Annotated in this window: 25 protein-coding genes; 19 read left to right on the top strand and 6 right to left on the bottom strand. The window is 41.3% G+C overall.

All coding sequences use genetic code 11. The features are described 5' to 3' along the window. Positions 1 to 132: 132 nt before the first annotated feature. Positions 133 to 555 carry an HIT family protein gene (locus MHB63_04200; GenBank protein MEK3805793.1) on the bottom strand — a complete coding sequence of 141 codons (423 nt, stop codon included), beginning with the start codon at positions 553 to 555 and terminating at the stop codon, positions 133 to 135. 937 nt (positions 556 to 1,492) lie between these two features. Between MHB63_04200 and MHB63_04195 the strand changes: the two genes are divergently transcribed. The 3 genes from MHB63_04195 to MHB63_04185 are packed head-to-tail and all read left to right on the top strand — an operon-like array spanning position 1,493 to position 4,187. Continuing rightward, positions 1,493 to 2,230, top strand: a complete 738-nt coding sequence (locus MHB63_04195) for an ABC transporter ATP-binding protein (protein MEK3805792.1) — start codon at positions 1,493 to 1,495, stop codon at positions 2,228 to 2,230. Then, the gene (locus MHB63_04190) at positions 2,227 to 3,456 is read left to right on the top strand and encodes an ABC transporter permease (GenBank protein MEK3805791.1); all 1,230 of its coding nucleotides are present in this window, start codon (positions 2,227 to 2,229) and stop codon (positions 3,454 to 3,456) included. Before MHB63_04195 ends, MHB63_04190 begins: the two co-directional genes overlap by 4 nt. Positions 3,457 to 3,476: 20 nt before the next feature. Then, a complete protein-coding gene (locus MHB63_04185; GenBank protein ID MEK3805790.1) occupies positions 3,477 to 4,187 on the top strand; it encodes an EcsC family protein in 711 nt (236 codons plus the stop codon). A 199-nt stretch (positions 4,188 to 4,386) separates the two neighbouring features. Here MHB63_04185 and MHB63_04180 read toward each other — a convergent pair whose 3' ends face one another. After that, positions 4,387 to 4,974 (bottom strand): SMI1/KNR4 family protein, encoded by a 588-nt coding sequence (locus tag MHB63_04180; GenBank protein ID MEK3805789.1) that lies wholly within the window; start codon positions 4,972 to 4,974, stop codon positions 4,387 to 4,389. Positions 4,975 to 5,052: 78 nt separating this feature from the next. Continuing rightward, positions 5,053 to 6,252 (bottom strand): M20 family metallopeptidase, encoded by a 1,200-nt coding sequence (locus tag MHB63_04175; protein ID MEK3805788.1) that lies wholly within the window; start codon positions 6,250 to 6,252, stop codon positions 5,053 to 5,055. A gap of 133 nt (positions 6,253 to 6,385) precedes the next feature. Between MHB63_04175 and MHB63_04170 the strand changes: the two genes are divergently transcribed. Then, positions 6,386 to 7,036 carry a phosphatase PAP2 family protein gene (locus MHB63_04170; GenBank protein MEK3805787.1) on the top strand — a complete coding sequence of 217 codons (651 nt, stop codon included), beginning with the start codon at positions 6,386 to 6,388 and terminating at the stop codon, positions 7,034 to 7,036. A gap of 61 nt (positions 7,037 to 7,097) precedes the next feature. Here the strand turns inward: MHB63_04170 and MHB63_04165 are convergent, their stop codons facing one another. Next, entirely contained in the window at positions 7,098 to 8,483 is a 1,386-nt protein-coding gene (locus tag MHB63_04165) for a hypothetical protein (GenBank protein MEK3805786.1), read from the bottom strand. A 189-nt stretch (positions 8,484 to 8,672) separates the two neighbouring features. Continuing rightward, entirely contained in the window at positions 8,673 to 9,179 is a 507-nt protein-coding gene (locus tag MHB63_04160) for an antibiotic biosynthesis monooxygenase (GenBank protein ID MEK3805785.1), read from the bottom strand. A 134-nt stretch (positions 9,180 to 9,313) separates the two neighbouring features. On the opposite strand from MHB63_04160, the gene MHB63_04155 reads away from it, so the two are divergent. The 12 genes from MHB63_04155 to MHB63_04100 all read left to right on the top strand — a co-directional run bounded on the left by MHB63_04155 (position 9,314) and on the right by MHB63_04100 (position 20,244). Next, a complete protein-coding gene (locus MHB63_04155; GenBank protein ID MEK3805784.1) occupies positions 9,314 to 11,455 on the top strand; it encodes a PBP1A family penicillin-binding protein in 2,142 nt (713 codons plus the stop codon). A gap of 187 nt (positions 11,456 to 11,642) precedes the next feature. Then, the gene (gene hemE, locus MHB63_04150; GenBank protein MEK3805783.1) at positions 11,643 to 12,701 is read left to right on the top strand and encodes a uroporphyrinogen decarboxylase; all 1,059 of its coding nucleotides are present in this window, start codon (positions 11,643 to 11,645) and stop codon (positions 12,699 to 12,701) included. 66 nt (positions 12,702 to 12,767) lie between these two features. Further along, the gene (gene hemH / locus MHB63_04145) at positions 12,768 to 13,706 is read left to right on the top strand and encodes a ferrochelatase (GenBank protein ID MEK3805782.1); all 939 of its coding nucleotides are present in this window, start codon (positions 12,768 to 12,770) and stop codon (positions 13,704 to 13,706) included. Positions 13,707 to 13,787: 81 nt separating this feature from the next. Further along, positions 13,788 to 15,209, top strand: a complete 1,422-nt coding sequence (gene hemY, locus MHB63_04140; GenBank protein MEK3805781.1) for a protoporphyrinogen oxidase — start codon at positions 13,788 to 13,790, stop codon at positions 15,207 to 15,209. Between the two features lie 274 nt (positions 15,210 to 15,483). Further along, complete coding sequence (locus MHB63_04135) at positions 15,484 to 15,861, top strand: hypothetical protein (protein ID MEK3805780.1); 378 nt, start codon at positions 15,484 to 15,486, stop codon at positions 15,859 to 15,861. Positions 15,862 to 15,905: 44 nt separating this feature from the next. Further along, a complete protein-coding gene (locus tag MHB63_04130) occupies positions 15,906 to 16,046 on the top strand; it encodes a hypothetical protein (GenBank protein MEK3805779.1) in 141 nt (46 codons plus the stop codon). 367 nt (positions 16,047 to 16,413) lie between these two features. Then, complete coding sequence (locus MHB63_04125; GenBank protein MEK3805778.1) at positions 16,414 to 17,001, top strand: hypothetical protein; 588 nt, start codon at positions 16,414 to 16,416, stop codon at positions 16,999 to 17,001. Positions 17,002 to 17,198: 197 nt separating this feature from the next. Continuing rightward, positions 17,199 to 17,357, top strand: a complete 159-nt coding sequence (locus tag MHB63_04120; GenBank protein ID MEK3805777.1) for a tRNA U-34 5-methylaminomethyl-2-thiouridine biosynthesis protein — start codon at positions 17,199 to 17,201, stop codon at positions 17,355 to 17,357. Between the two features lie 99 nt (positions 17,358 to 17,456). Next, positions 17,457 to 18,122, top strand: coding sequence for a GNAT family N-acetyltransferase (locus MHB63_04115; protein ID MEK3805776.1), 666 nt, complete (start codon positions 17,457 to 17,459; stop codon positions 18,120 to 18,122). A gap of 92 nt (positions 18,123 to 18,214) precedes the next feature. Then, complete coding sequence (locus tag MHB63_04110; protein ID MEK3805775.1) at positions 18,215 to 18,739, top strand: DUF2695 domain-containing protein; 525 nt, start codon at positions 18,215 to 18,217, stop codon at positions 18,737 to 18,739. Positions 18,740 to 18,827: 88 nt separating this feature from the next. Continuing rightward, positions 18,828 to 19,508, top strand: coding sequence for a hypothetical protein (locus MHB63_04105; GenBank protein MEK3805774.1), 681 nt, complete (start codon positions 18,828 to 18,830; stop codon positions 19,506 to 19,508). Positions 19,509 to 19,629: 121 nt separating this feature from the next. Continuing rightward, a complete protein-coding gene (locus MHB63_04100) occupies positions 19,630 to 20,244 on the top strand; it encodes a hypothetical protein (protein MEK3805773.1) in 615 nt (204 codons plus the stop codon). 141 nt (positions 20,245 to 20,385) lie between these two features. Here MHB63_04100 and MHB63_04095 read toward each other — a convergent pair whose 3' ends face one another. Beyond that, on the bottom strand, positions 20,386 to 21,318 hold the full coding sequence (locus tag MHB63_04095) for a sigma-70 family RNA polymerase sigma factor (protein ID MEK3805772.1): 933 nt from the start codon (positions 21,316 to 21,318) through the stop codon (positions 20,386 to 20,388). A 272-nt stretch (positions 21,319 to 21,590) separates the two neighbouring features. Here MHB63_04095 and MHB63_04090 point away from each other — a divergent pair, with 272 nt between their 5' ends. The 3 genes from MHB63_04090 to MHB63_04080 all read left to right on the top strand — a co-directional run bounded on the left by MHB63_04090 (position 21,591) and on the right by MHB63_04080 (position 23,297). Then, positions 21,591 to 21,740, top strand: a complete 150-nt coding sequence (locus MHB63_04090; protein ID MEK3805771.1) for a hypothetical protein — start codon at positions 21,591 to 21,593, stop codon at positions 21,738 to 21,740. Between the two features lie 293 nt (positions 21,741 to 22,033). Beyond that, positions 22,034 to 22,549 carry a GrpB family protein gene (locus tag MHB63_04085; GenBank protein MEK3805770.1) on the top strand — a complete coding sequence of 172 codons (516 nt, stop codon included), beginning with the start codon at positions 22,034 to 22,036 and terminating at the stop codon, positions 22,547 to 22,549. A 175-nt stretch (positions 22,550 to 22,724) separates the two neighbouring features. Further along, entirely contained in the window at positions 22,725 to 23,297 is a 573-nt protein-coding gene (locus tag MHB63_04080; protein MEK3805769.1) for a TetR/AcrR family transcriptional regulator, read from the top strand. The last annotated feature ends 28 nt before the right edge of the window (positions 23,298 to 23,325 follow it).

Here is a 23,325-nt window from a genome sequence, read left to right as displayed (position 1 = left end):
TAACACTCCTCACTCTGTCGCTGTGATTGATTAAAATTTCTATTTTTATATCCTAACATGAAATGAGAAAGACGAGTCGGAATTTTTAAAAAATATTTCAGCTAATGAAAAAACCCGCTGTGTAAGCGGGTGTTACAGAAGGCCTTCCTGAATGGATGAAGCGATTTGCTTCAAGTCATCAGGAGTATATTCCTCCGTATGGGTTTTCCAGACCGCACCAAATCCGTCGCCTTTTCCGTAGCGGGGAATCAGGTGAATATGGTAATGAAATACGGACTGTCCGGCTTTTTCACCGTTGTTGTTCAGGATGTTCATGCCAACAGGCTGAAACTGCTCTTTAATGGCATTAGCAATTTTAGGAACCGTTTCAAAAACATTGCGGGCAATATCAGGTGTTAATTCGTAAATGTTTTCCTTATGTACTTTCGGAATGACCAAAGTATGGCCTTTTGTGACCTGGCTGATGTCGAGGAACGCAACAACATGTTCATTTTCAAAAACTTTTGCACTTGGGATCTCCCCGTTTACAATCTTGCAGAAAATACATCCGCTCATTCAATTCATCCTTTCGTAGGTACGGTTTGCTTATCCATATAGTACCATAGCTGGCTGAGTGGATTCAAAAGTTGGGAGGGGTTTCTTATTTGCTGCAGCACAAACTCAAAATGGGGAAGAGTGGAAAGTGTTCTAAAAAGGGTTTAGCAGCACAAACTCTGGTTGAAGAGGAGCAGAAAGTGTTCTGAAAAGGGTTTAGCCGCAGAAACTCCGGTTGAAGAGGAGTGGAAAGTGTTCTAAAAAGGGTTTAGCCGCACAAACCCTAGTTGGAGAAGGGAGGAAAGTGTTCTAAAAAGGATTTAGCAACACAAACGCCAGCTCGAGAAGAAATGAAAGTGTTGCTATAAATGTTTAACAACACAAACTCCGATTGGAGAATAGGGGAAAGTGTTCTAAAAAACATTACTGCACCACACACGCAAAACAAACCCGCAAAAAAAAGAAACAGGATGATCATAATGATCACCCTGCTCTGCAGAGGAGGAAGAGCCGGCGCAGCTTAATGGCTAGGCTCGCAAATCTCTTTGTCATCTCCCTCATTTGCTTGGAAATGAAGGAAAAAAAGAGTGAATTTGTTAAACATGGTTCAAAGCAACCATCTCCCAGTTAAGAGTATCTCTAATGAGTCTTAACTAATCAATAACTGTCTTTGACGAACACCTCATTCAGAAAATGAATTTATACAGAGCATCTATTACTAAAAGTAACGGCCCGCAAACACCTCATCTCGAAATGGAAATATTCATGATGTTAACTAGCTCATGGATTCCTTCACTAAACTGTCTTTAACAAACACCTCATTTGAATGAATGTCTGTGACAGCTCCTCACCTCTACATCCATTATGATGTCCAGGTAAATGACAATTATGCATGCGAAATTAGCAAAATGGCCGGCGGATTTGGTAAGATAAAAGAAAACGGCGAAGGGACGAAACGATGAGCTTATTACAAGTAAACCAGCTTACGGGAGGCTACACGCGAAACCCCGTTTTAAAAGATATTTCGTTTGAAATTGACAAGCATTCCATTGTGGGGCTGATTGGGTTAAATGGTGCCGGAAAGAGCACGACAATCCGTCATGTGATCGGGCTGATGGAACCGCATAAAGGGGAGATCTCAATCAATGGCATTTCGTTTCAGGATGAGCCTGAGGCTTACCGCAGCCAGTTCTCTTTTATTCCTGAAACACCGATTCTGTACGAAGAATTAACTCTTTACGAGCATCTGGAACTGACGGCCATGGCATATGGTTTAAGCCGCGAGACATTCAAAAACCGTTTGGATCCGCTGCTTAAGGAATTCAGAATGGAAAAAAGGCTGAAATGGTTTCCAAGCCACTTTTCAAAAGGCATGAAGCAAAAAGTCATGATTATGTGCGCTTTTTTAGTTGAGCCTGAACTGTACATCATTGACGAACCGTTTGTCGGCCTTGATCCTCTTGCCATCAATGCGCTTCTTGAAATGATGAACAAGGCGAAACAGGAAGGGGCCGGCATTCTGATGTCAACGCACATCCTGGCCACAGCAGAAAGATACTGTGATTCCTTCATCATTTTACATAACGGCAAAATCCGTGCAAAAGGCACCCTTTCAGAGCTTCAGGATGAATTCGGGATGAAGGGTGCATCGCTTGATGACTTATATATTCAGCTGACAAAGGAAGATCAGCAATGAAAAATCTCGACCAGATATGGAAAACACGGCTTGAAGCTCATGTAAAAGAAGTGCAGTCCTATACAAAATATATGTTCAATGACCATCTCATTTTTGTACTTGTTTTTTTAGGTGCAGGAGGGGCGCTGTCCTACCAGGAATGGCTAAAAACCATGCCTGAAGATTTTCCGGCCCTGCTGATTTTGACCGTTGTGTTTGCGCTGATTATCACAGCTTCGAGTGTGCGGACACTTTTGAAAGAAGCCGATCTTGTCTTTTTGCTGCCGCTTGAAGTCAAAATGGCGGACTACTTCCGAAAAGCAATGGTCTACAGCTTTTTCAGCCAGCTGTACATCTTTTTTATTGCAGCGATTGTATTCGCTCCGATGATTTTCCGGGCTGAAAATTTTACAGGAACAGACTACCTGTTCATGTGTCTGCTTATTCTTCTTGCAAAAGCATGGAATTTGCTGATGAGTTTCAGAATATCTTTTTATACTGAACAGTCTGCCAAAGCAGCGGATCTTGCCGTTCGTTTTGCTTTAAATGCAGCGGCCGTCTTTTTCGTACTATCCAAAGCTTATTTATATGCGATCGTTGTCTTTGCGGTCATGGCAGTTCTATATCTGTATTTTAAAAAAGCAACAGCAGCAAAGGGCATCAAATGGGAAGCGCTCATTGATCGCGAACTTGAGAAAAAGCAGTCCTTTTACCGGATTGCCAATCTCTTTACAGATGTACCGAAGCTGAAGAAGAAGGCCAAGCGGAGAAAGATGCTTGACGGTTTGCTTACGCTGATTAAATACAAACAGGAAAATATGTACGCCTACCTTTACACACGCGCCTTTTTCCGGTCCGGAGACTTTCTCGGCATCTTTTTGAGGCTGACCGTCATCGGAAGCATCGTTCTGTTTATCATTCCGACGAATCAGTTCAGCGTCCTTGCGATTGCTATTTTAGTCCTGTATTTGACAGGCATCCAGATTCTCGGTTTGTATAAGCATTTTGATATGCTGTCACTGCCCGATCTGTATCCCGTTCACAGGCAGCATAAAAAAGGGAAGTTCCTGAACTTGCTCTTCAGTATCGTTCTGTTCCAGCATCTCATTCTAACGGTGGTATCACTTGTTTCCGGAAAATGGATGCCTTCCATTATCCTTTTAGGAACCGGCATCGTGTTTGCTTATTTATTTGTTTACCTGTATGTAAAACAAAGGCTGGCTAAAATGGATGCCAGCGTATATTAGAGTAAAGGCAGCTGATACACATGCTTTATGAGCAGCAGCTTGAAGAGGATCTTTTTCAATGGAAAAAGAAATTGCTGAGAAAGTCCTCCCGGTTTGAACGACTTTCGAAAAAAACACAAACCAAAATCAACGCGCATATTCCTGCAAAAATACACACGATCATTACAGAAAGCATTAAAAAAATGGTCGGAGCAACGCTTGCCGGATCGAATTTGACAACGACAGAAAAAAAGCTTGAAGGCATCTCGCTTGAAGAGCGGGAAAATAAGGTGCGGCAAACCATCTCTGCCTTTCAGAAGGCGGCGGCTGTTGAGGGTGCCGGGACAGGTGCCGGCGGACTGCTTGCTTCTGCAGCTGATTTTCCTTTGCTGCTGGGGATTAAAATGAAGTGTCTGTTTGAAATTGCCACACTTTATGGATATGACCCTAAGCAGGTTGAAGAGAGGATCTTTCTGCTTTATGTTTTCCAGCTTGCCTATTCAAGCGATGATCACCGCAGAAAAACATTCGATCTGATTGAGAACTGGGAAGAGCAGAAGGAAACGGTTAAGGATATCGACTGGCAAACCTTCCAGCAGGAATACAGAGATCATATCGATCTTGTCAAACTGCTGCAGGTCATGCCCGGAATCGGAGCGGTAGTCGGAGGCGTTGCCAATTATCATCTTGTCAGGCACCTCGGGGAGACTGCCATGAATTGCTACAGACTGAGAAGGCTCGGCACAATCTAATGGATTGTGCTTTTTTTGCGGGGAGCGTTCACTTATTTGCCTGCATTTCTGATTCACTTGCCGAAATCCTTCTTTTTTTTAGAAAAAAGATCTGTTTACTTGCCTTGATATCAGTTTACTTGAAAATGTTCAGCCTGCTCCTAATCAGCGAATACCTTCTACCCGGGACAACGATTATGGGTGTTCAATGCTCCTGTCTTTAATCTTCTTCCTCCAAAAATGCAAAACCACCGTCAATAAGCTTCTGTAAATATTCATCAAAGCTCCCTGCAATAACTGCATATTGATCAGGGTCGTGTAAAAAGCGAACGATTTGACCGCATGTACCTTTATCAGAAGGATTGAAATCAATATAAAGTCTTGATGTTCCTCCATTGTTCATACAGTCAGAAAAATGAATGTACTTACCTGGAAGAAGTCCCTCAGAATGTATCTTAGCATCAACAGCACCCTCATCTTCTTCGTATTCTAGAAGATACGAGATGTCTTCTTCTTCTCTTGAACTTTCGAGCATCTGTTGCGCTGACAATAAATAATACGGATATTTGCCTTCTTCTACATCTGAGCCAAGTATACATACCGCAATTTTTTTATCTCCGTAATTCCTCCAATAGGTCCCATCAATTGATTCCAGTAAAGAGATTAGTGATTCAGGACAATTTGGGTATTCTGACCGAATTGCCGCAATATCCTTTTTTGCAGCACCGAAGGATGTATTTAGAGCCTCTAGTTCATCTTTTGGTAAAGCTGCTTTCAAGTCCTTTAAAAAATTGTTTACCAAATCCATTGTGATTTCCTCCTGGAAAAATAGTGTTTTTCTGACCTTGCTCAAAAAAAAACGGCGCCGAAGCACCGTTTCAATTACTTATTTCCCAGCCGCCACAGCAGCATGTTCTGCCTGATATTGAAGAATGGCAAGGCTGAAGGTTTTGGCTGCGATCAGCATCGCTTTTTCGTCGATATCAAATTTAGGATGGTGATGCGGATAGGTTGTGTCTGAATAGGTCGGCTTTGCACCTGTGAAGAAGAAGGTTCCTTTTACGTGCTGAAGGAAGTAGGCAAAGTCTTCGCCGCCCATTTGCATCGGACTTTCTTCTACAACGCCCACGCCAGGGACGTTTCCTGCAAGGTTTGCAAGGAATTCTGTTTCCTCGCGGTGGTTGACAACGGCCGGATAGCCTCTGTCAAACGTATACTCATAGGATGCATCGTAAAGGTCGCAGGAAGCTTTCACCGTACGCTCGATTTCCTGCTCAATTTGAGTGCGGATTTCTTCATTGAAAGTTCTTACGGTTCCGATTAATTCGGCCGAATCGGCAATAACGTTAAACGGGTTTTCTGCGATGAATGATCCGACAGATACAACGGCTGATTCAACAGGATCGACTTTCCGGCTGACGATCTGCTGGAGGTTCAGCACAAGCTGGGAGCCGATGACAACAGCATCCTTCGTTTTTTGCGGCTGTGCTCCGTGTCCGCCTTTTCCCTGCACCTTAATTTGGAAGCGGTCTGCAGCTGCCATAATCGGTCCTGTCCGGTACTGGATTTTGCCTGCAGGCTCGCTTGCCCATAGATGGGTGCCGAAAATGACATCGACGCCATCAAGGCATCCGTCCTCAATCATCGCTTTTGCACCGCCTGGAGCATACTCCTCTGCATGCTGGTGAATAAACACCACATTTCCTTCAAGATTCTCTTTGTGCTTATGCAGCACTTTTGCCAAAACGAGAAGTGTCGCTGTATGGCCGTCATGTCCGCAGGCGTGGGTGACACCGGGAACCGTCGACTTGTAGGGTACATCCTTTTCGTCCTGAATCGGAAGGGCATCAAAGTCTGCGCGAAGGGCAATTGTTTTCCCCGGCAGTCCGCCTTTTACCACCGCTACAACGCCGTTTCCTCCCACTCCGGTCCTTGGCTCAATGCCGAGCTTCTGATAATATTCCGCTATGTAGGCCGCTGTCTTGAATTCCATAAAAGAAACCTCTGGATGCATATGAAAATAGCGCCTGATTTCTACCATTTCCTCATAGGCTGCATCGAGTTCTGAACAAATCTCCTGAAACAAATCACTTCATCCTTTCTTTTTAAAAATATATATTCGCCAAACGATTCATAAGATAAAATAAATTCTGATATTAGGTCAATTTTAGGGAAGTTGTTTGAAAATTACAAGATTTAAATCTGGAAGGTGTGAAAAGGTGAAAAAGATTTCGATTATGGGAGGATGTCTTCTGGCAGTTCTCATTCTGTACGTTCTCATCCGCACGGCTTTAGTAAAGCCTGCAGATGATGGAGTGTCGCAACTTGTCCAAATCATCCAGCAGTCAGAGGGCATGCTTGCGTTTTTTGAGGGAATAGGCTATCTTGCTTCAAAACCTGGCATCATCAGTCTGCTTGCATTAGCCATTGTTGTGCTCATTCTGTTATTCAGGCATTATCTTCAGCCGCTGATGATTGGTTTGGCGGTGTATCTTGGAGATGTTTTAAACAAATTTCTTAAAAGCGTGACGGCAAGAGAACGTCCGCCGGAGCCGCTTCATCTTGAAGAAGGGTTCAGCTTTCCGAGCGGGCATGCCATGGTAGGCGTCATCTTTTATGGTCTATTTGCCTATATGATCATTGAAAAAATCAAGTCTCCTGCTCATAAAAAAGGGATTTGGGCAGCGGTTGTTCTGTTAATGGCCTTGATTGGGATCAGCCGCGTCATCACCAATTCGCATTATGCTACAGATGTGATTGGCGGGTACTTCATCGGCCTCGTTTTTCTTCTTGGGACCATTCTTATTTATGAATGGGCAAAGAATCTGCTTGCTGCTGCAAAAAGGAAAAAAGGCGGCGTTTCTGCTTAAAAAACAGGCATTCTCTTGATGAGAGTGCCTGTTTTTGTCCTTTTATTATTCTTTTACTCATTTAAATTAAGAACATCGCCACAATAGTAGTCACTGCAAGCCCGATTGTCACGGGGAGCAAGTTTCTTCTGGCAAGTTCAAACGGATCAACTCCGCATATGGCTGCTGCAGGGATTAAAGCCCAGGGGATAAGGGTTCCGCCTCCTACCCAAATGGCGGTGATCTGTCCAAGAGCGGTCAGCGTTGCAGCACCTGTTCCAATGGCAGCAGAGAAAAGATTGGCAATGGAACCTGCAAGGGAAATGCCTGAGAAGCCTGAGCCGTCAAGTCCTGTCAGGACGCCCACGCCTGTCAGGGTGATGGCGCCGATCTCTTTTGTGAGCGGGACGACAGAGGCGAGTGCAACCCCCAGGTCGTTGACAATTCCCTGTGAAGCTTTTGGCAGATAATCGCCTACAATTTTGATAAAGCCCGCATCTCCCAGGTAGAAGAAGGCAGCTATCGGAATGACAGGCCCGAAAACCTTGAAACCGAATTGAAAACCTTCAATCATATATCCCGTAGTTTTTTCCAGACTGGCATTTTTATGGGCAAGCACACAAACGGCCATTAAAATGACCAGAGCAGTTCCACCTATCAGAGCCGTTGCGCTGCCCCCCTGAAGATTAAGCTTTGCCATTAACACGATGTCAATGACAAACAGCACAGGTATCAGCAGGGCCATAAAAAGTTTCATTTTGCCTGACAGAAGCTGTGTTTTTTTCTCTTCCAGCACAGGCATCGTTAATGCAGGAAATGGCTTGCCGCGTTTCAGGTCTCTCATAAGGAACACGTAAGCCGTAATAGTTGTTACAGCTCCCATGACAATCACGAGAGGAATGGATGCCTGAATCACGTCTCCTATCGGAAGACCGGCCGCATCAGAGGTGAGTTTTGGGGCTGCCTGAATGACAAAATCTCCGGACAGGGCTATGCCATGACCGAACAAATTCATGGCCATCGCAACACCGAGCGCCGGAAGACCGGCTTTAACCGCCACCGGAAGAAGAACGGCTCCAATCAGCGCAACTGCGGGAGACGGCCAGAAAAACCAAGATATCGCCATCATCAGCAGCCCGATGGTCCAGTAGGCAAGAGTTGGATTTCGGATGAACTTTGTGAACGGGGAAACCATCGATTCATTAATTCCTGTAATCTCTAAAATTCTGCTCATCGACACAATAATTGAGATGACCAATATGGTAGGAAGCAGCTCGGTTATGGCAAATATGAAGCTATTAAACACGCTTGTTATGGAATGGCTCACAGATTGACTCGCAGCAAAAGAAATGACAATGATGCCAATAATGCTGATCATCGTTGTATCGCGCCTGAAGAGCATAAATCCAACGATGCTGATAATAAATAAAACATAAACCCAGTGAATGAGTGTTAACTCAACTCCCATGGAAATCACTCCTGTATAAATGCCTGGTGTTTTTTATACAGGTTATGTATTGAATCAGCGGGTGTGAGTGTTAGCGGAAAATGAAAGACGGGTAAAGAAACTGGAGGGATTTGTGTCATTTCCAAGGAAATAGTGTCGCAATTTAGATGTGAAAAACTCCTCCGCACTATGGGCGGAGGAGCGGTTCTTTTAGTATTCTTTCACAGCCTGATAGGTCGTTACGTAAGAAGGTCTCGGGAAAATCGGCTTTTGATCCATGCCCTCGCTTGTTCCGCGTTTTTTATGGGCTTTTGCGTAGGACTGTGACTGCTGCCAGTTTTTAAATGATTCTTCTTTATCCCAAAGTGTTAAGATGACGTATGTGTCATCATGAACAGGTCTCAGGACGCGGATTGCCGCAAATCCCGGTTCGTTTTCGATCATGCGGGCACGCTCTTTGAAGCGCTGTTCAAATAGCGGTCTGCCTTCGTCTGTGACAGGTATATTGTTCAAAACGGCGTAGCTGCCAGTCTTGAAATCTCCCACTCCATCAAGCACTTCATATTTTTTAGGCTCTTTAAAAAGGGAAGCGGATTCGCTTTCATGAAGAAGGATGCCCTTATCTTCATTCTGCATAAGCAGCATGTTTTCATCTGCGTGTTCTGCGGCGGTTTTTGCCAGGTATTCCGGAGTTCCAAATGTGACATAAAAGTTCATTTTACATACACCTCTTTTTGTTTCATTATAACAATGACTGGACAAAGAAGGCTATTATGAGCCTCTGCTTACATATTCAACCCTTTTTTTAACAATACTAAACATGTATAAATCTACGGAACGCAGGTGACAGCATGCGAAAAAAAGTCATTCTTTCGGCTCTGGCAGCTCTGCTGACAGCTATTATTGCCCTGGCAGTTTACCTCATCATCCTTGTCATTGGAGACTATTCCATTGATGAGAAAAAGCTTGTGATGGATTCTACGACGACGCTTGTTGATCCTGAAGGCAGCAAGGTGGCTGAACTGTATTTGCAGAACCGGGAGCCTGTCTCGATCAAAGAAATTCCCGTTCACGTCCGCGAAGCGTTTATAGCTGTTGAGGATAAACGGTTTTACGAACATAACGGCATCGATTTAAAAGCCATTTCAAGGGCTTTGTACAGGGATTTGCTTGCCGGCGGGAAGGTGGAGGGCGGAAGCACCATCACCCAGCAGCTTGCAAAAAACACATTTTTGACTACTGAAAAATCTGTGCTAAGGAAAGCCAAGGAAGCCGCCATTGCCATGAGCCTTGAGAACAAATACAGCAAAAGCAAACTGCTTGAGCTTTATTTAAATCAGGTTTATTTCGGCCACGGTGCATACGGGATCCAGAGCGCATCGCTTTATTATTTTAATAAAGAGGTAAAGGATCTGACGGTTGAAGAAGGAGCGATGCTTGCAGGAATTCCTAAAGCACCTTCCAATTATTCTCCTGTCCTTCATCCGGAAAAAAGCAAAGAACGGAGGGACACAATCCTTTCTTTAATGGGTGATCAGGGCTATCTGACGGCTGAGGAAGTTGTCAGATCCCAGGGAAGGACGCTCGGACTTTCGATTTCTGAGGAGTCTGAGACTCCATGGCTTACCTCCTATATCGACATGGTGATGGATGAAGCGGAAGAAAGATACAGCCTCTCAAATGAAGAACTGATGCGGGGCGGATATACAGTCACAGTGCCACTTGATGCAGATATGCAAAAGACCGCCTACGAACTGTTCCAGAAAGATGCGTATTTCCCAGGAACGACAAAAGGCGCAGAAGGAGCATTTGTCCTGATTGACAACAAGACCGGCGGTATCAAGGCTGCCATCGGCGGCCGGAATTACGTGCAAAAAGGGTACAACCGCGTGACGACAAGGCGTCAGCCGGGCTCTACTTTCAAGCCGATTGCCGTTTATGCTCCAGCCATGGAGGAAGAAGAATTCGGGCCATACTCCCTGCTTGAAGACAAGCCTGTCTCATATGATGGCTATCAGCCTAAAAACAACGACCGCCAATACGATGAAGAGGTTACGATGTACGATGCGATAACGGCCTCCAAAAATGCTCCGGCTGTGTGGACATTAAATGAAATGGGTGTCTCAACCAGCAAAAAGTACTTGGAAAAATCCGGCCTGAGCATTGAAGACAACGGCCTCTCCATTGCGCTTGGCGGACTTAAAAACGGAGTAACACCTCTTCAGATGGCAAACGCGTACAGAGCTTTTGCGCAATACGGTGTATACAGTGAGCCGTATTTTATCCAAAAGATTACAGACCGCGATGCTAAAGAAGTATCGGCACCAGAGCGCGTAAAGAAACGGATTTTTTCCGCACAGACTGCCTGGAACATGACAAGAATGCTTGAAGAGGTTGTGAATGAAGGGACAGCAAGGACTGGAACTTATGAGGGCGAGCTTGCCGGCAAAACGGGCACGACTTCATTTACCGGTGTAGATGGCGCCGTGAAGGATGCATGGTTTGTCGGGTATACCCCTTCTGTTTCCGGAGCTCTCTGGATGGGATATGACCGCACGGACAGCAAGCAGTATCTTAAGCAGGGAAGCTCCTATCCTACACGCCTTTTCAAAGAGATCCTGAATGAGTCCGGTAAAGGCCGGAAAGCGGCATTCCGGATGCCTGACGGCGTAGAAGATCTTGAAGAGCCGATCAGACTGAAGAATCTGGGAGAAGTAAAGGCAGGGTATACGTTTAAAGCACTTGGCCTTTTCACCGTCACTTTAAAATGGGATGCGCAGAAAGATGACCGCGTCATCTACAGAATTTATGAGACAAGCGGAAGCAAAGACAAGCTAGTAGGGTTTGTTAAGGGTGAGAATTCGTTTGAGATTCCTTATTCCAATCTCTTTTCAAACGCAGAATACAAAGTCGTTCCGTATAATGAGCAGACAGACCAGGAAGGCAAAGGATCAGATCCTGTCAAACCAGAGCTTTTTTCATCCGGTCTATGAGCAGCATGCAGATTCCGCATGCTGCTTGATTACGTCAATTTTTTGACATTTAAATGTGAAATCTATACAACCAGTTGTGAAACAGTTATAGTGTAAGAAGCAAAAACATAGGGAAGGCGCGGTTTGTCTGCGCAGCGCTGTTTCTATTTGAGGAACAGCATACATAGAAAGGTGGATTTGAGGATTTATGACGGATTTGCAGTTTAATGATACATTCCTTAAGGCGTGCAGAGGGGAAAAAACAGATCACGTTCCGGTATGGTATATGAGACAGGCAGGCCGTTCGCAGCCTGAATACCGTGCGATTAAAGAGAAATACAGTCTGTTTGAAATCACGCATCAGCCTGAGCTGTGTGCCTATGTGACGAGATTGCCGGTAGAGCAGTACGGCGTAGATGCAGCAATTTTATATAAGGATATCATGACACCGCTTCCATCAATAGGGGTAGATGTAGAAATCAAGTCCGGCGTCGGACCGGTCATTGACAATCCGATCCGCTCTTTCGCAGATGTTGAAAAGCTTGGAGAAATTGATCCTGAAAGCGACATTCCGTATGTGCTTGATACCATTAAGCTTTTAACGCAGGAGCAGCTGAACGTGCCGCTGATCGGATTTGCGGGAGCTCCTTTCACGATGGCAAGCTACATGATCGAGGGCGGACCGTCAAAAAGCTACAATAAGACAAAAGCATTCATGTATGCAGAACCAAAGGCATGGTTTGCTTTGATGGACAAGCTCGCAGAAATGACGATTGTCTACTTAAAGGCTCAAATTAAGGCCGGGGCAAAAGCGTTTCAAATTTTCGATTCATGGGTAGGGGCTTTAAATGAAACCGACTACCGTTATTATATAAAACCTGTGATGGAGCGCATTTTTTCCGCAATGAAGGAAGAAAATGTGCCAATGATCATGTTCGGAGTCGGAGCAAGCCATCTTGCACGCGACTGGCATGACCTTCCGCTTGATGTTGTCGGACTCGACTGGAGACTACAGGTTGATCAGGCAAGAGAAATGGGTCTGACGAAAACACTGATGGGGAACCTTGATCCGGCTATTCTTCTTGCTCCATGGGACGTCATTGAAGAGCGCGCCAAGCATATTCTTGACCAGGGAATGAAGCAGGACGGATATATTTTCAACCTCGGACACGGCGTTTTCCCGTCTGTTAATCCGGACGTTTTAAAAAGACTGACAGCTTTCATTCATGACTATACAAAAAATGCCAAGAGTGCGCGGAGCATCTAATTTGGAATCCTGACCTCAGGAATGGCAAAATAAGAATCAGAACGAATCCAAAAGAGGTGTATGAAAATGACAAAGAAAACAATGGGTCTTCTTGTAATGGCATACGGAACACCATATAAAGAAGAAGACATTGAACGCTATTACACACATATCAGACACGGCCGCGCGCCTGCTCCTGAGATGCTGCAGGATTTAAAAGACCGCTACGAGGCAATCGGCGGCATTTCGCCGCTCGCCAAAATCACGCTTGATCAGGCCAAATCACTGGAAGAGCATTTGAATGCCGTTCAGGATGAAGTCGTATTCAAAATGTATCTTGGGCTGAAGCACATCGAGCCATTCGTTGAAGACGCCGTGAAACAAATGAAAGAAGACGGAATTGAAGAAGCTGTCAGCATCGTTCTTGCTCCCCACTTCTCAACATTCAGCGTCAAGTCCTACAATGGACGTGCTAAGCAGGAAGCCGAAAATCTCGGCGGACCGGCTATTACGTCTGTTGAAAGCTGGTACAAAGAGCCTAAGTTTATTGATTACTGGGCGAAAAAAGTAGAAGAAACCTATGCTAAGATGACAGAAGATGAACGCGAAAAGGCTGTTCTGATTGTCTCTGCCCACAGCCTTCCTGAAAAGATTATCGCTGCCGGCGATCCTTACCCTGAACAGCTGCAGGAAACGGCAGATCTTATTGCAAAAGCAGCCGGCATCACGCACTATGAGACTGGGTGGCAAAGTGCGGGCAATACGCCTGAGCCGTGGCTTGGACCTGACGTTCAGGATCTGACAAGAGACCTTTTTGAACAGAAAGGGTACCGGACATTTGTATACATTCCGGTTGGATTTGTAGCAGATCACCTTGAGGTTCTGTATGACAATGATTATGAATGCAAAATCATAACAGATGAACTGGGCGCTAACTATTACCGTCCTGAAATGCCAAATGCGAAGAAAGAGTTTATTGACTGTCTTTCAACTGTCGTTCTTAAAGAACTTGGCATGAAAAAGTAGAAATGAAGCGGAGTTTCAGCAAGTGAAGCTCCGCTCAAATATGTGATGCACAAAAGTAAACAAAAAAGAAGGCGATAAACAATGACTGGCAAAAAGAAAAAAGTTGTCATCATTGGCGGGGGAATCACAGGATTATCCGCGGCATTTTACATGCAAAAAGAAATACGCGAACAAAACCTGCAGGCTGAAACGGTTCTCATTGAATCAAGTCCCCGGCTTGGCGGGAAGATTCAGACGGTTCATAAGGACGGCTTTATTATCGAGCGCGGACCTGATTCTTTTCTGGAGCGAAAAACGAGCGGCCCGCAGTTTGTAAGAGACGTCGGACTGGGTTCTGAGCTTGTCAACAACGCAACCGGAAGATCATACGTACTTGTAGGAGAACGGCTTCATCCAATCCCGGCCGGTGCTGTTATGGGTATACCAACTCAAATTATGCCGTTTGTCACAACAGGCCTTTTTTCCGTTCTTGGAAAAGCACGGGCAGCAGGCGACTTTATCATGCCTGCAGGCAGAGAGCAGGGCGACCAGTCATTGGGGCATTTTTTCAGAAGGCGCCTTGGAAATGAAGTGGTTGAGAATCTGATCGAACCGCTGCTTTCAGGAATCTATGCCGGAGATATCGACAAGCTGAGCCTCCTGTCCACCTTCCCGCAATTCCATAAAGTCGAGCAGGATCACAGAAGCCTGATACTGGGAATGAAAAAAGGACTTCCTGCATCAAACCAAAAACATGAGCCTTCCAGAAAAAAAGGCATTTTCCAGACTGTTAAAGGCGGGCTTCAAAGCTTGGTCGACGCTGCTGAAAGCAAGCTGACAGATACCCGGATCCTAAAAGGGATCAAAGTTGAGGCCATCGAAAAATCAGGTGCTCAATATACCCTAAAGCTTAGCAGCGGGGAGAGGATGGAAGCTGACACATTAATTGTGACCACTCCACATCAGCACACTGCAGGCATGCTTCCGGACAAGGAAAACTTTCAGTACATGCAGGAAATGCCTTCTACTTCTGTTGCAACGGTAGCCATGGCTTTCCCTGAGGATGCTGTCGCGATTGAAGGAAACGGAACGGGATTTGTGATTTCCAGAAACGGCGATTATACAATCACTGCCTGCACCTGGACCCACCGCAAGTGGCCGCATACCGTCCCAAAAGGAAAAGCGCTTATCCGTGCATACGTAGGAAAAGCAGGCGACCAGGCCATTGTAGAACAGCCGGATCACGAAATCATTTCAGCCGTCCTGGAAGATTTGAATAAAATTATGAAATTGGATCAAAAACCTGAATTCACAGTCGTTTCAAGATGGAACCAGGCCATGCCCCAATACAACGTGGGCCACCAGGAAGAAGTCCATAAAGTAAAAGAAAAAATCATGAACAACTATCCTGGCATGTTCCTGGCCGGTGCCTCCTACGCAGGAGTCGGCATCCCCGACTGCATCGACCAGGGAAAATCAGCCGTCTCGTACGCATTGGATTATTTGAAAAAGGCAACTCTTTAATTAACGGGCTCGGTTCGGAGGTTAAAAACAGAAAATCGTAAAGTATTCGCACACCATTCAACATAAAATGGTGTGCTTTTTCATTTATGTAATTTAAACAGGATGTTAGATAATTGTGATAAAATGGAAAAACAGTTATTCAGCTATTCAGCAATCGGGCAGTTTAACGGAATAAGGCATTGTCAAAAATAATTTGAATAATTATCTGAATAGTGAAACTTAAAACTTGAGTCTCCGTATAAACATTAAAGATGTTCCTTAAGGGGGTATGGATGTGTTACGAGAAATTACAACAGTATCAACATTGCTAATGGTATTGTTCTTAACTGCCTGTTCTTCAGATACTAATGTTTTTAAAGGGGAAACTGAAAACTGGGAAGCTGAATTGAAGGTTATTCATAATGATAACAAAATTGTTGACCAATATTTAAACCTCCAATTTAAGGGCAATGATCTAGATTCTGCAAATAATATTTCATATGAGGTTGACACTAATGCCGGTGGATTTGGTGGAAGCGGATTAAAATTAAATGAAAAAGGAACTTTAAAGGGCAGCCATTTAAATAATAAAAATGGCCTTAAAACAACTTCAGCCAAAATCTTTGTAGAGTGGAACGGAAATAAGGAAGAAATTCCGCTAGAAAATAATTAATACTATTCTTATAAGAGTTATATTATTTATGGGGGTATTTTTCTATGAAAAAAGAAGAAGAAAAAAGTAAAATAAATAATGATGATGGCTGGAACAGGACGGTATTTGGTAGCCCTACTATTGGTGGATTTATAGTCTTTGGTTTAATTGCTATATATATTGGATACCAGTGGATATTTGGTTAAAGAGGGCGAATGTATTAACTATCTTATACAAAAGGGGGCGATTGCAGCAAAGTGAATCGGCTTTCCTATTGAAAAAATGGGCAAATTAATGGAGTAATGGAAAATTAATTTACATAAAAGGAGATTTTATGGAACATCCATATAAAGAATATGAAAACACAGAACTTTGGGATTTAATCTCAAAAGGAATAGATGAACTGTCCGAGAACAAGGACATCCAAGAATTGACTAGAAGAGAATACATCGTCGGTTATCTATGTAAACTCATTAAACAAGACAATTAAATACTTTTATACAATCGGAGGCGTGCAGCAAAGTGGAACGCCTTTTCTTATTGAGGAAATGGGCTGATTGTTGAGGAAGGGCTTTGTTACAATATTTTTGGATGGTGAATAAATTGGTATTTATATATAAATTGACTGGTGCCGGTTGGGCGGAATGTCATTTAGAAATAAATTCAAAGAAAACTTCTTTTACCGCAGGTTATTTAACCAATGCTCTTGGTGATTTACTTCAAGCCTTATTAAATATTAATCCCTTTTATACTGAAGATGTTTATGTGGATTCTGGTTCTGAACTCTATTGGGATGCAGAACCGAGTAGAACGGACTGGCACTTCCGCTATTTGGGTGAAGGAAAAATGCAATTAAAAGTCACGGCCTATGAGGATGACAATTATGATGGAAATCCTATGATAGAACTAAATAATGAGTGTAATTACGACAATTTCCTAGGTGAAGTGATAGGAGAAGCTGAAAAAATCCTGAAAGAATATGGAATTGTCGGATATAAGAATATGTGGATTGAGCACGATTTTCCTTTAAGCACATTTTTGCAATTAAAATTTTATCTAGAACATAAATCAGAGTTTCCAATTACTAAAAAGACTATTGATCATTCAGAAATGATAAAAAGTGATATAGAAATGGAATTAAATTATTTGAACAGAAAGTAAATCTATCCACGGGGAAATTCTATAAGAGAAGTCTGTTCAACAGTTTTTTTATCTTCAACAATCGGGGGCAATTATAGCATAAAGGGATCTTCTCTTTAGTTAAGAATTGTACAGGATATTGAAAGCAGGAAATCCTTCTTGCGGTAACATATAAAATGAATTTGTTAACTCAGTATCAGGTGGAGGGATAGGATTTAATGAAGGGATTATTTTTAGCTATCTTAGGTGCTATAACAGCTTGGGGAGTATTCGGATTTTTTCAAAATGACTTTGAGACTGATTCTTTATTCGCCCTTATCATAGGTATTGTGATTGGCTTTAATATTCGGAAAAAGGAAACAGGGGTATCAAAATGAGATTAACTTTTTATTCCACAATCGGGGGCAATTATTAAATTAGCACCTTTATTTAACAACTCGCTTTAAGTGTTTAATTTAAACTAGGGGATTGAAAAATTGAGTAAAGAGAAAAAAATGATGGAAAGGCAGACTGAAGTATTATTTAAAATTGATAAACTAAATAGAATAACAGGATTGAATGAACATAAAGATGCAGCTGGACCGTTCCTATTCATTGGACGTACTAAAACAGGAAATGTAATTCGGTTTGATAGGACTATTTCCGAAATTGAAAAAAATGAAATTTTAACACAGGTAGATAACCTGGATTTAGGAAAAATCATTCTTAATCTTAATAAGATTAGGAAGATTAATTCTATATGGTTGGGACCAGCTTTCGCCTTTCCTGAAAGCTTTAATATGACATCTGATGCAATTAAGATAACTAATGAAAATAAAGACCTCCTGGCTGAAGAATTTCCTAACCTAATGAGTGAAATAGGATGTAAGAAGCAAATGTACGTTATTGTTCGAGATGGTAAAGCGGTGTCCGTATGTTCTAGTGCTAGAATAAGTGCAGCAGCAGCTGAAGCTAGTGTGGAAACATCACCAAGTTATCAAGGTCAAGGCTATGCTACTAGATGTGTAATATCTTGGGCTAATGAAGTGAAGAAATTAGGTTTGCAGCCTCTCTATAGTACTGCTTGGGATAATTTTTCATCACAGTCTGTTGCGAGGAAGCTAAACTTATATCAATATGGAATCGACTTGCATTTTAGTTAATTAAGCAATCGGGGGCGTTAGCTTAACAAAGTGTCATCTCTTAATCTTGGAGTAAAGGCCAGGTTAGTGAATTCAACCTCCGGAGGAGTTGTATGATGGATATTTTAAATGACCTACAAAATGAACTTATACAAGGACAAAAGCTATCTATGCAAGGAGGCTATCACAGAAGGGCTCCTGCTAAAAAAGCGATACCCTATCTCTTAAGTGCCCGAAGAGGTTTAAAGCTTTATGTGAAACAGAATACAGATAATACTTTAGCTTGGCGTTTATTATCACAAGCTGAAGAATATTTGTTGAATTATAACGCTGCCCTATTCAGTCTCGAAAAGGTAATTGAACTAGGGGGAGACAGAAAAGATTTAAAAAGACTTGCTATGTTAAAAGAGTATGGGGTGAAATGGCAAGACTTAAATATGTCTCCAGAACAATTAGCTTCTCTGGGCAGATATTTAGAGATAAAAATAGATTCTTATGGCTGTGATCATACACTTATTCATACTAAAGAATGGTTGGACGAGAACATAACTAAGAGTAAAAAATCAAATATTACAAAGGCAATGCAAAATCAAGGCGGGTTTTGCGATTGTGAAGTTCTTATAAATGTAATTCATTAAATCGCAGATTAGGGTAACATATTTCGAAATTCTGTTGGAAGTCCTTCTTCAATTAAGGGGGCTTTTATGTAATTAAATAAAGAAAGGAATGATCGGCATATTCCTACGAGATATTCAATTTATTGAAAATGAAGAATCTGCTCAATTAAATACAGAAAGTCTTTGCATAAAAGAAATGTTCTTATGGGAACTGGGAAAGAAGTTTAAAACAAATGATTGTGAAGCTATATTTTTTCATTGCGGCAGATACTCAAAAATTAGGTTAATTAGTGAATCATACGAAGATTATGATATGTTCATCCCTAAGAAAAGTTATGATGTAGAGATACCTTTTGATACAGAAGTTTATTTTTCCTTGTCAATAATCGATAAGAAAAAAATGCTAACAGATTGTTTGCAAAAAGGAATGATATATCTTACAGAATTAAAAAAATGGGATCTAGATAAAATAAATGAAGCTTTTAGGGCAATGTCTAAGAAAGAATTCATTCATACTTTCAAGGTTTGGAAACCTAAACTATCGCCTAATAGAAAATTGAAAGCATATCCTTTACTTAATATTGATTTATTAGATTGTACTCTAGGTTTAGTTGTTGAGGATCGAAAGGGGAATATCATTGCAAGAAAACATATCGTAAAAACGAAACCTAACATCGCTGAAATAGATTATTTTCTTGAGAAATTAGTATGGTTGAGTGATAAGGAAGTGGCATTGTTCACACGTGCTCACAAGACTAAGTACAACAGTATTTTACTTGAAGGGAACTAACAGATTTTAAATACCTTATTCCACAATCGGGGGCAATTGCAGTAAAGTGGATTTTCTTTTTTTATAGAAGACTTTGGCAGGATAGTTAAATAAGAAAACTATAAAAATCACGAGGTGAAAGATGCGAGGAAAAGAAATGATTTATTGGATAGGGGGTTCAGCTTGTGCTGGGAAAAGTACATTAGCTCAGATGTACGCAAAAAAGTATGGATTAGATCTTTATTCTTGTGATGAGCATTTTTATGAACATTTGAAAAACATATCTAAATTAACACAACCTGCAATGTACAAAGTTTCTAAGATGACCGCAAACGAAGCGTTTTACAAAAGGGAAATAGCTGAACAATTAAGAGTTTATATTCTATCTTTTAAAGAAGACTTTTTATTTGTTATAAATGACCTTGCAAAAATGAGTGATAGACCAATTGTCGTAGAAGGAAACCAACTGCTACCCTCTTTAGTACTGCCATATCTAAATGATAAAGATAAGGCAATCTGGTTAATACCTACTGAAAATTTCCAAAGAGAATATTATAAGAGAAGAAATTGGATAGAAAAGGTTTTAGAAGACACAGAAGATCCAGAGATGGCTTTTAATAATTGGATGACAAGAGACGCTTTGTTTGCAAAGTTAGTTTATCAAAAAGCGACTGATTTAAAATTAAATGTACTACAAGTAGATGGCAGTAAAAATTCATGTGATAACTTTAAGCTGGTTGAAGATTACTTCAACTAAAGGGGCTTTAATAGAATAATATTAGTGTATTTATAAAATTACTATTACTACTGTTTAGAACCTTCTATGGCCAGAAAAGAAGCTTTTGATGGAAAGTTTTAAATGAATTAAAAGGGATGACAATTGTCATCCCTAAAGGTTTCAGTTCCAATCTACTGGTGGTTTTACTAACTGTGCCTTCATGCCAAGCTCTTCAGCTGCAGCTAAAATAAATTCTTTTCTGAAAAAGTAACTTTTATGGCTTACTATTTTTCCATTTTCAATCTCTTGCATTTGTATGTCATGTATTTCACGACCATGATCAGTTAAAACAATGATAACTGGTTTACCCCAAAGGATGATTTCTTGAGCTGTATGGCCGGGCAATCCAAATCTCAGAGACCCTTTAAGCATTTCCTTCTTAGAAAATTCCTGGAAACCAAAGAACGCTTCATTTTGTGCTTGCTCACTAAATAAACTCAACATACTATCTAAATCGCCATTATTAAAGGCTTCTAAGTATGCTTGGATGGTTTCGTTTTGACTGTGTTTATTCACTCTAGTATCGGATTTCGAAAAGTCTATGGAAGCTATATTTCTTCTCGCACGTTGCACAGCTGAATAGACACCTCCTGGAGTACTTTGGACAATCCCAGCTACCTCTTCTGCACTAAACTGAAAAATATCCAATAGCAGGAATGCTGTTGTTTGTTTAGGAGTCAAATTTGATTCCAAGGATGTTAGGATTTCTTCCAGGAATAGACGATCTGAAAAATCAATATTCGGTTCGGGTACTTCATCTAAAGACCCTACTTCACGTTTTAGCTTTCTGCACTGATCAAGCCAAGTGTTTGTTGCAACTCTGAACAGGTAGTATTTTTTGTCAGTAATATCACTCCACCTTTGAGGAAGTAACCCTAAAGACTTTATCATCGTTTCTTGATAAAGATCTTCTCCGTCCCAAGGGGAACCAGTGACGTATTTACAATAATTCCACAGATCTGTGGAATATACTGAAACGATTTCTGTAAATTCATTTCTTAATTTTCGAGCTTCATCCACTAAATCCTTGTCAATGTTCTTTGTTAGCTCCATACTATTTCCCTCCTAAAATACTTACATTAATAAGACGTTTAAATATAGAGAAATTATACGGCTAAGTAAAAAATATTTAAAGAAGCTTCAATATCATTGTTCTGATAAACAATTGGGCAATGAATTATTTTACTCAGTTTTTAATGTTTTTACTGATATATGCAAAGTTTGCAGTACAACTAATAAACTAATAAGGTTTACTTCAGTAAAATAAGGTATATTATATTTGTTGAATAGCATCTCTTTAAAGACAAGAAAAGTAGGTGAACAAAGTGGGAAAATATCAATTGGATACTAAAGGTCAGGTAGCTGTGACAAAGTTTCATGAAAAACAGACGCCTGCCAAATTTGATAAAAAGCAGCAACTTGAAAAAATACGTGCGGAATATTTGAAAAAGAAGCAAAAACAAACAGATAAATAATATGAATGAAAACATAGGAAGACTAAAATCTCCCTATGTTTTTCTTATTCAAAGTATTTTTGAAAATTGATGATAGAGTTTTTTTATTCCCATATGAACGAACGGGGGCATTAATTGAAGAAGGATTAATGCTTTTTATGTTGAAATTCAACAAATTAGAAAATGGGTAAGTGACATCAGGAGGAAAATACTTTGAGTAATAAGGAAAAGGCAACCGAACCCGTTACTAGTTAATTTAAGAATTGTTATTTAAATGCACTGCTACTGAAGTTGCCCAATCAAGGAGTAAAAACGTGTATAAAGCCATTATTATAGAAGAATACAGCATGAATTGGTCGAGACAATTCGAACAAGAAAAGAAAAAGCTTAACGATATTCTAAGGGACAGGGTTCAATCCATTGAACATATAGGAAGTACAGCCGTTGAGGGCCTTGGAGCAAAACCTGTCATAGATATTGCTGCTGGAGTAAATAATCTGGAGACAGTCAGTGAATTTATTGAACCTTTAAAACAAATTCATTATGAATTTGTTCACCATAAAGAATTTCCTCAAAGACGTTTTTTTAGAAAAGGCCAGCGGAGAGCGGGTACACATCACTTGCACTTTTATGAATTTGAGGGAAAACACTGGAATAATCAACTATTGTTTAGAGATTACTTGAGGAAAAATCCTGATGAAGCAAGAACATATCATCACCTGAAAGTGTACCTGGCAAAAAAATACCGGTTTGACAGAATTGCTTATACGGAGAACAAAGCTTCTTTTATCCAAAAGATTTTGCAAAAAGCGAGGCCCTCAGAGATATAGCAAAGCACAAAACTCCAGTGCCCGGAGCGGAAGGGAACGGGTATGTTTATATAAACCCGGAGAAAGTATTATTGTCTTTATAACAGCAGTTGCTTCTTTAAAAAATGTATGATATATTTCTTTTTGTACTAAATGACCAAAAATGTCATTCGGTCATTTTTAGGAGGTGAGAGGGTTGAGCGTGGACCGCAAACAGCTTATTTTAGAAGCAGCAACAAGATCATTTACCCACTATGGCTACAAAGCAACGACAATGGATTCTGTTGCAAAGCTTGCAAATGTGGGAAAAGGAACGATCTATACCTTCTTTAAAAACAAGGAAGAGCTGTTTGATGAGATTGTCTCATCTTTGCTGACGGAAATGCGGGTTGCTGCTGAAGAGGCAATGGATGAAGATCTTCCATTCTTTGAAAATGTTCATCGTGCCCTGTACAATCTGCTTGAATTTCGAAAAAAGCATCAATTCACGATTAAAATTTTTCAGGAAAGCACAGATGTCGGCACACCTGCCGTTCAGGAAGTTGTTCAGAGGCTTGAAAAGATGATCCTGCAGTTTATCGCTGCCAAAATAGAAGCAGCTGTAAATAAAGGAGAACTTCGAGAGTGCAACCCTGAAGTAACAGCATTCGTGATGCTGAAACTGTATATCTCTCTCATTTTTGACTGGGAAAAGCACCATGAACCGCTTGAGAAAGAAGAAATTGCGCATTTATTTGAATTATACTTACTCAAAGGATTATCAACATAGATGGTCCTATCTTTTTGGGGAAAAGTGA

The sequence above is a fragment of the Bacillus sp. FSL H8-0547 genome, assembly GCA_038002745.1.
Classification (GTDB): domain Bacteria; phylum Bacillota; class Bacilli; order Bacillales; family Bacillaceae; genus Bacillus_P.
Note: the sequence above shows the minus strand (reverse complement) of the source record. Positions and strands in the feature narration are given on the sequence as shown.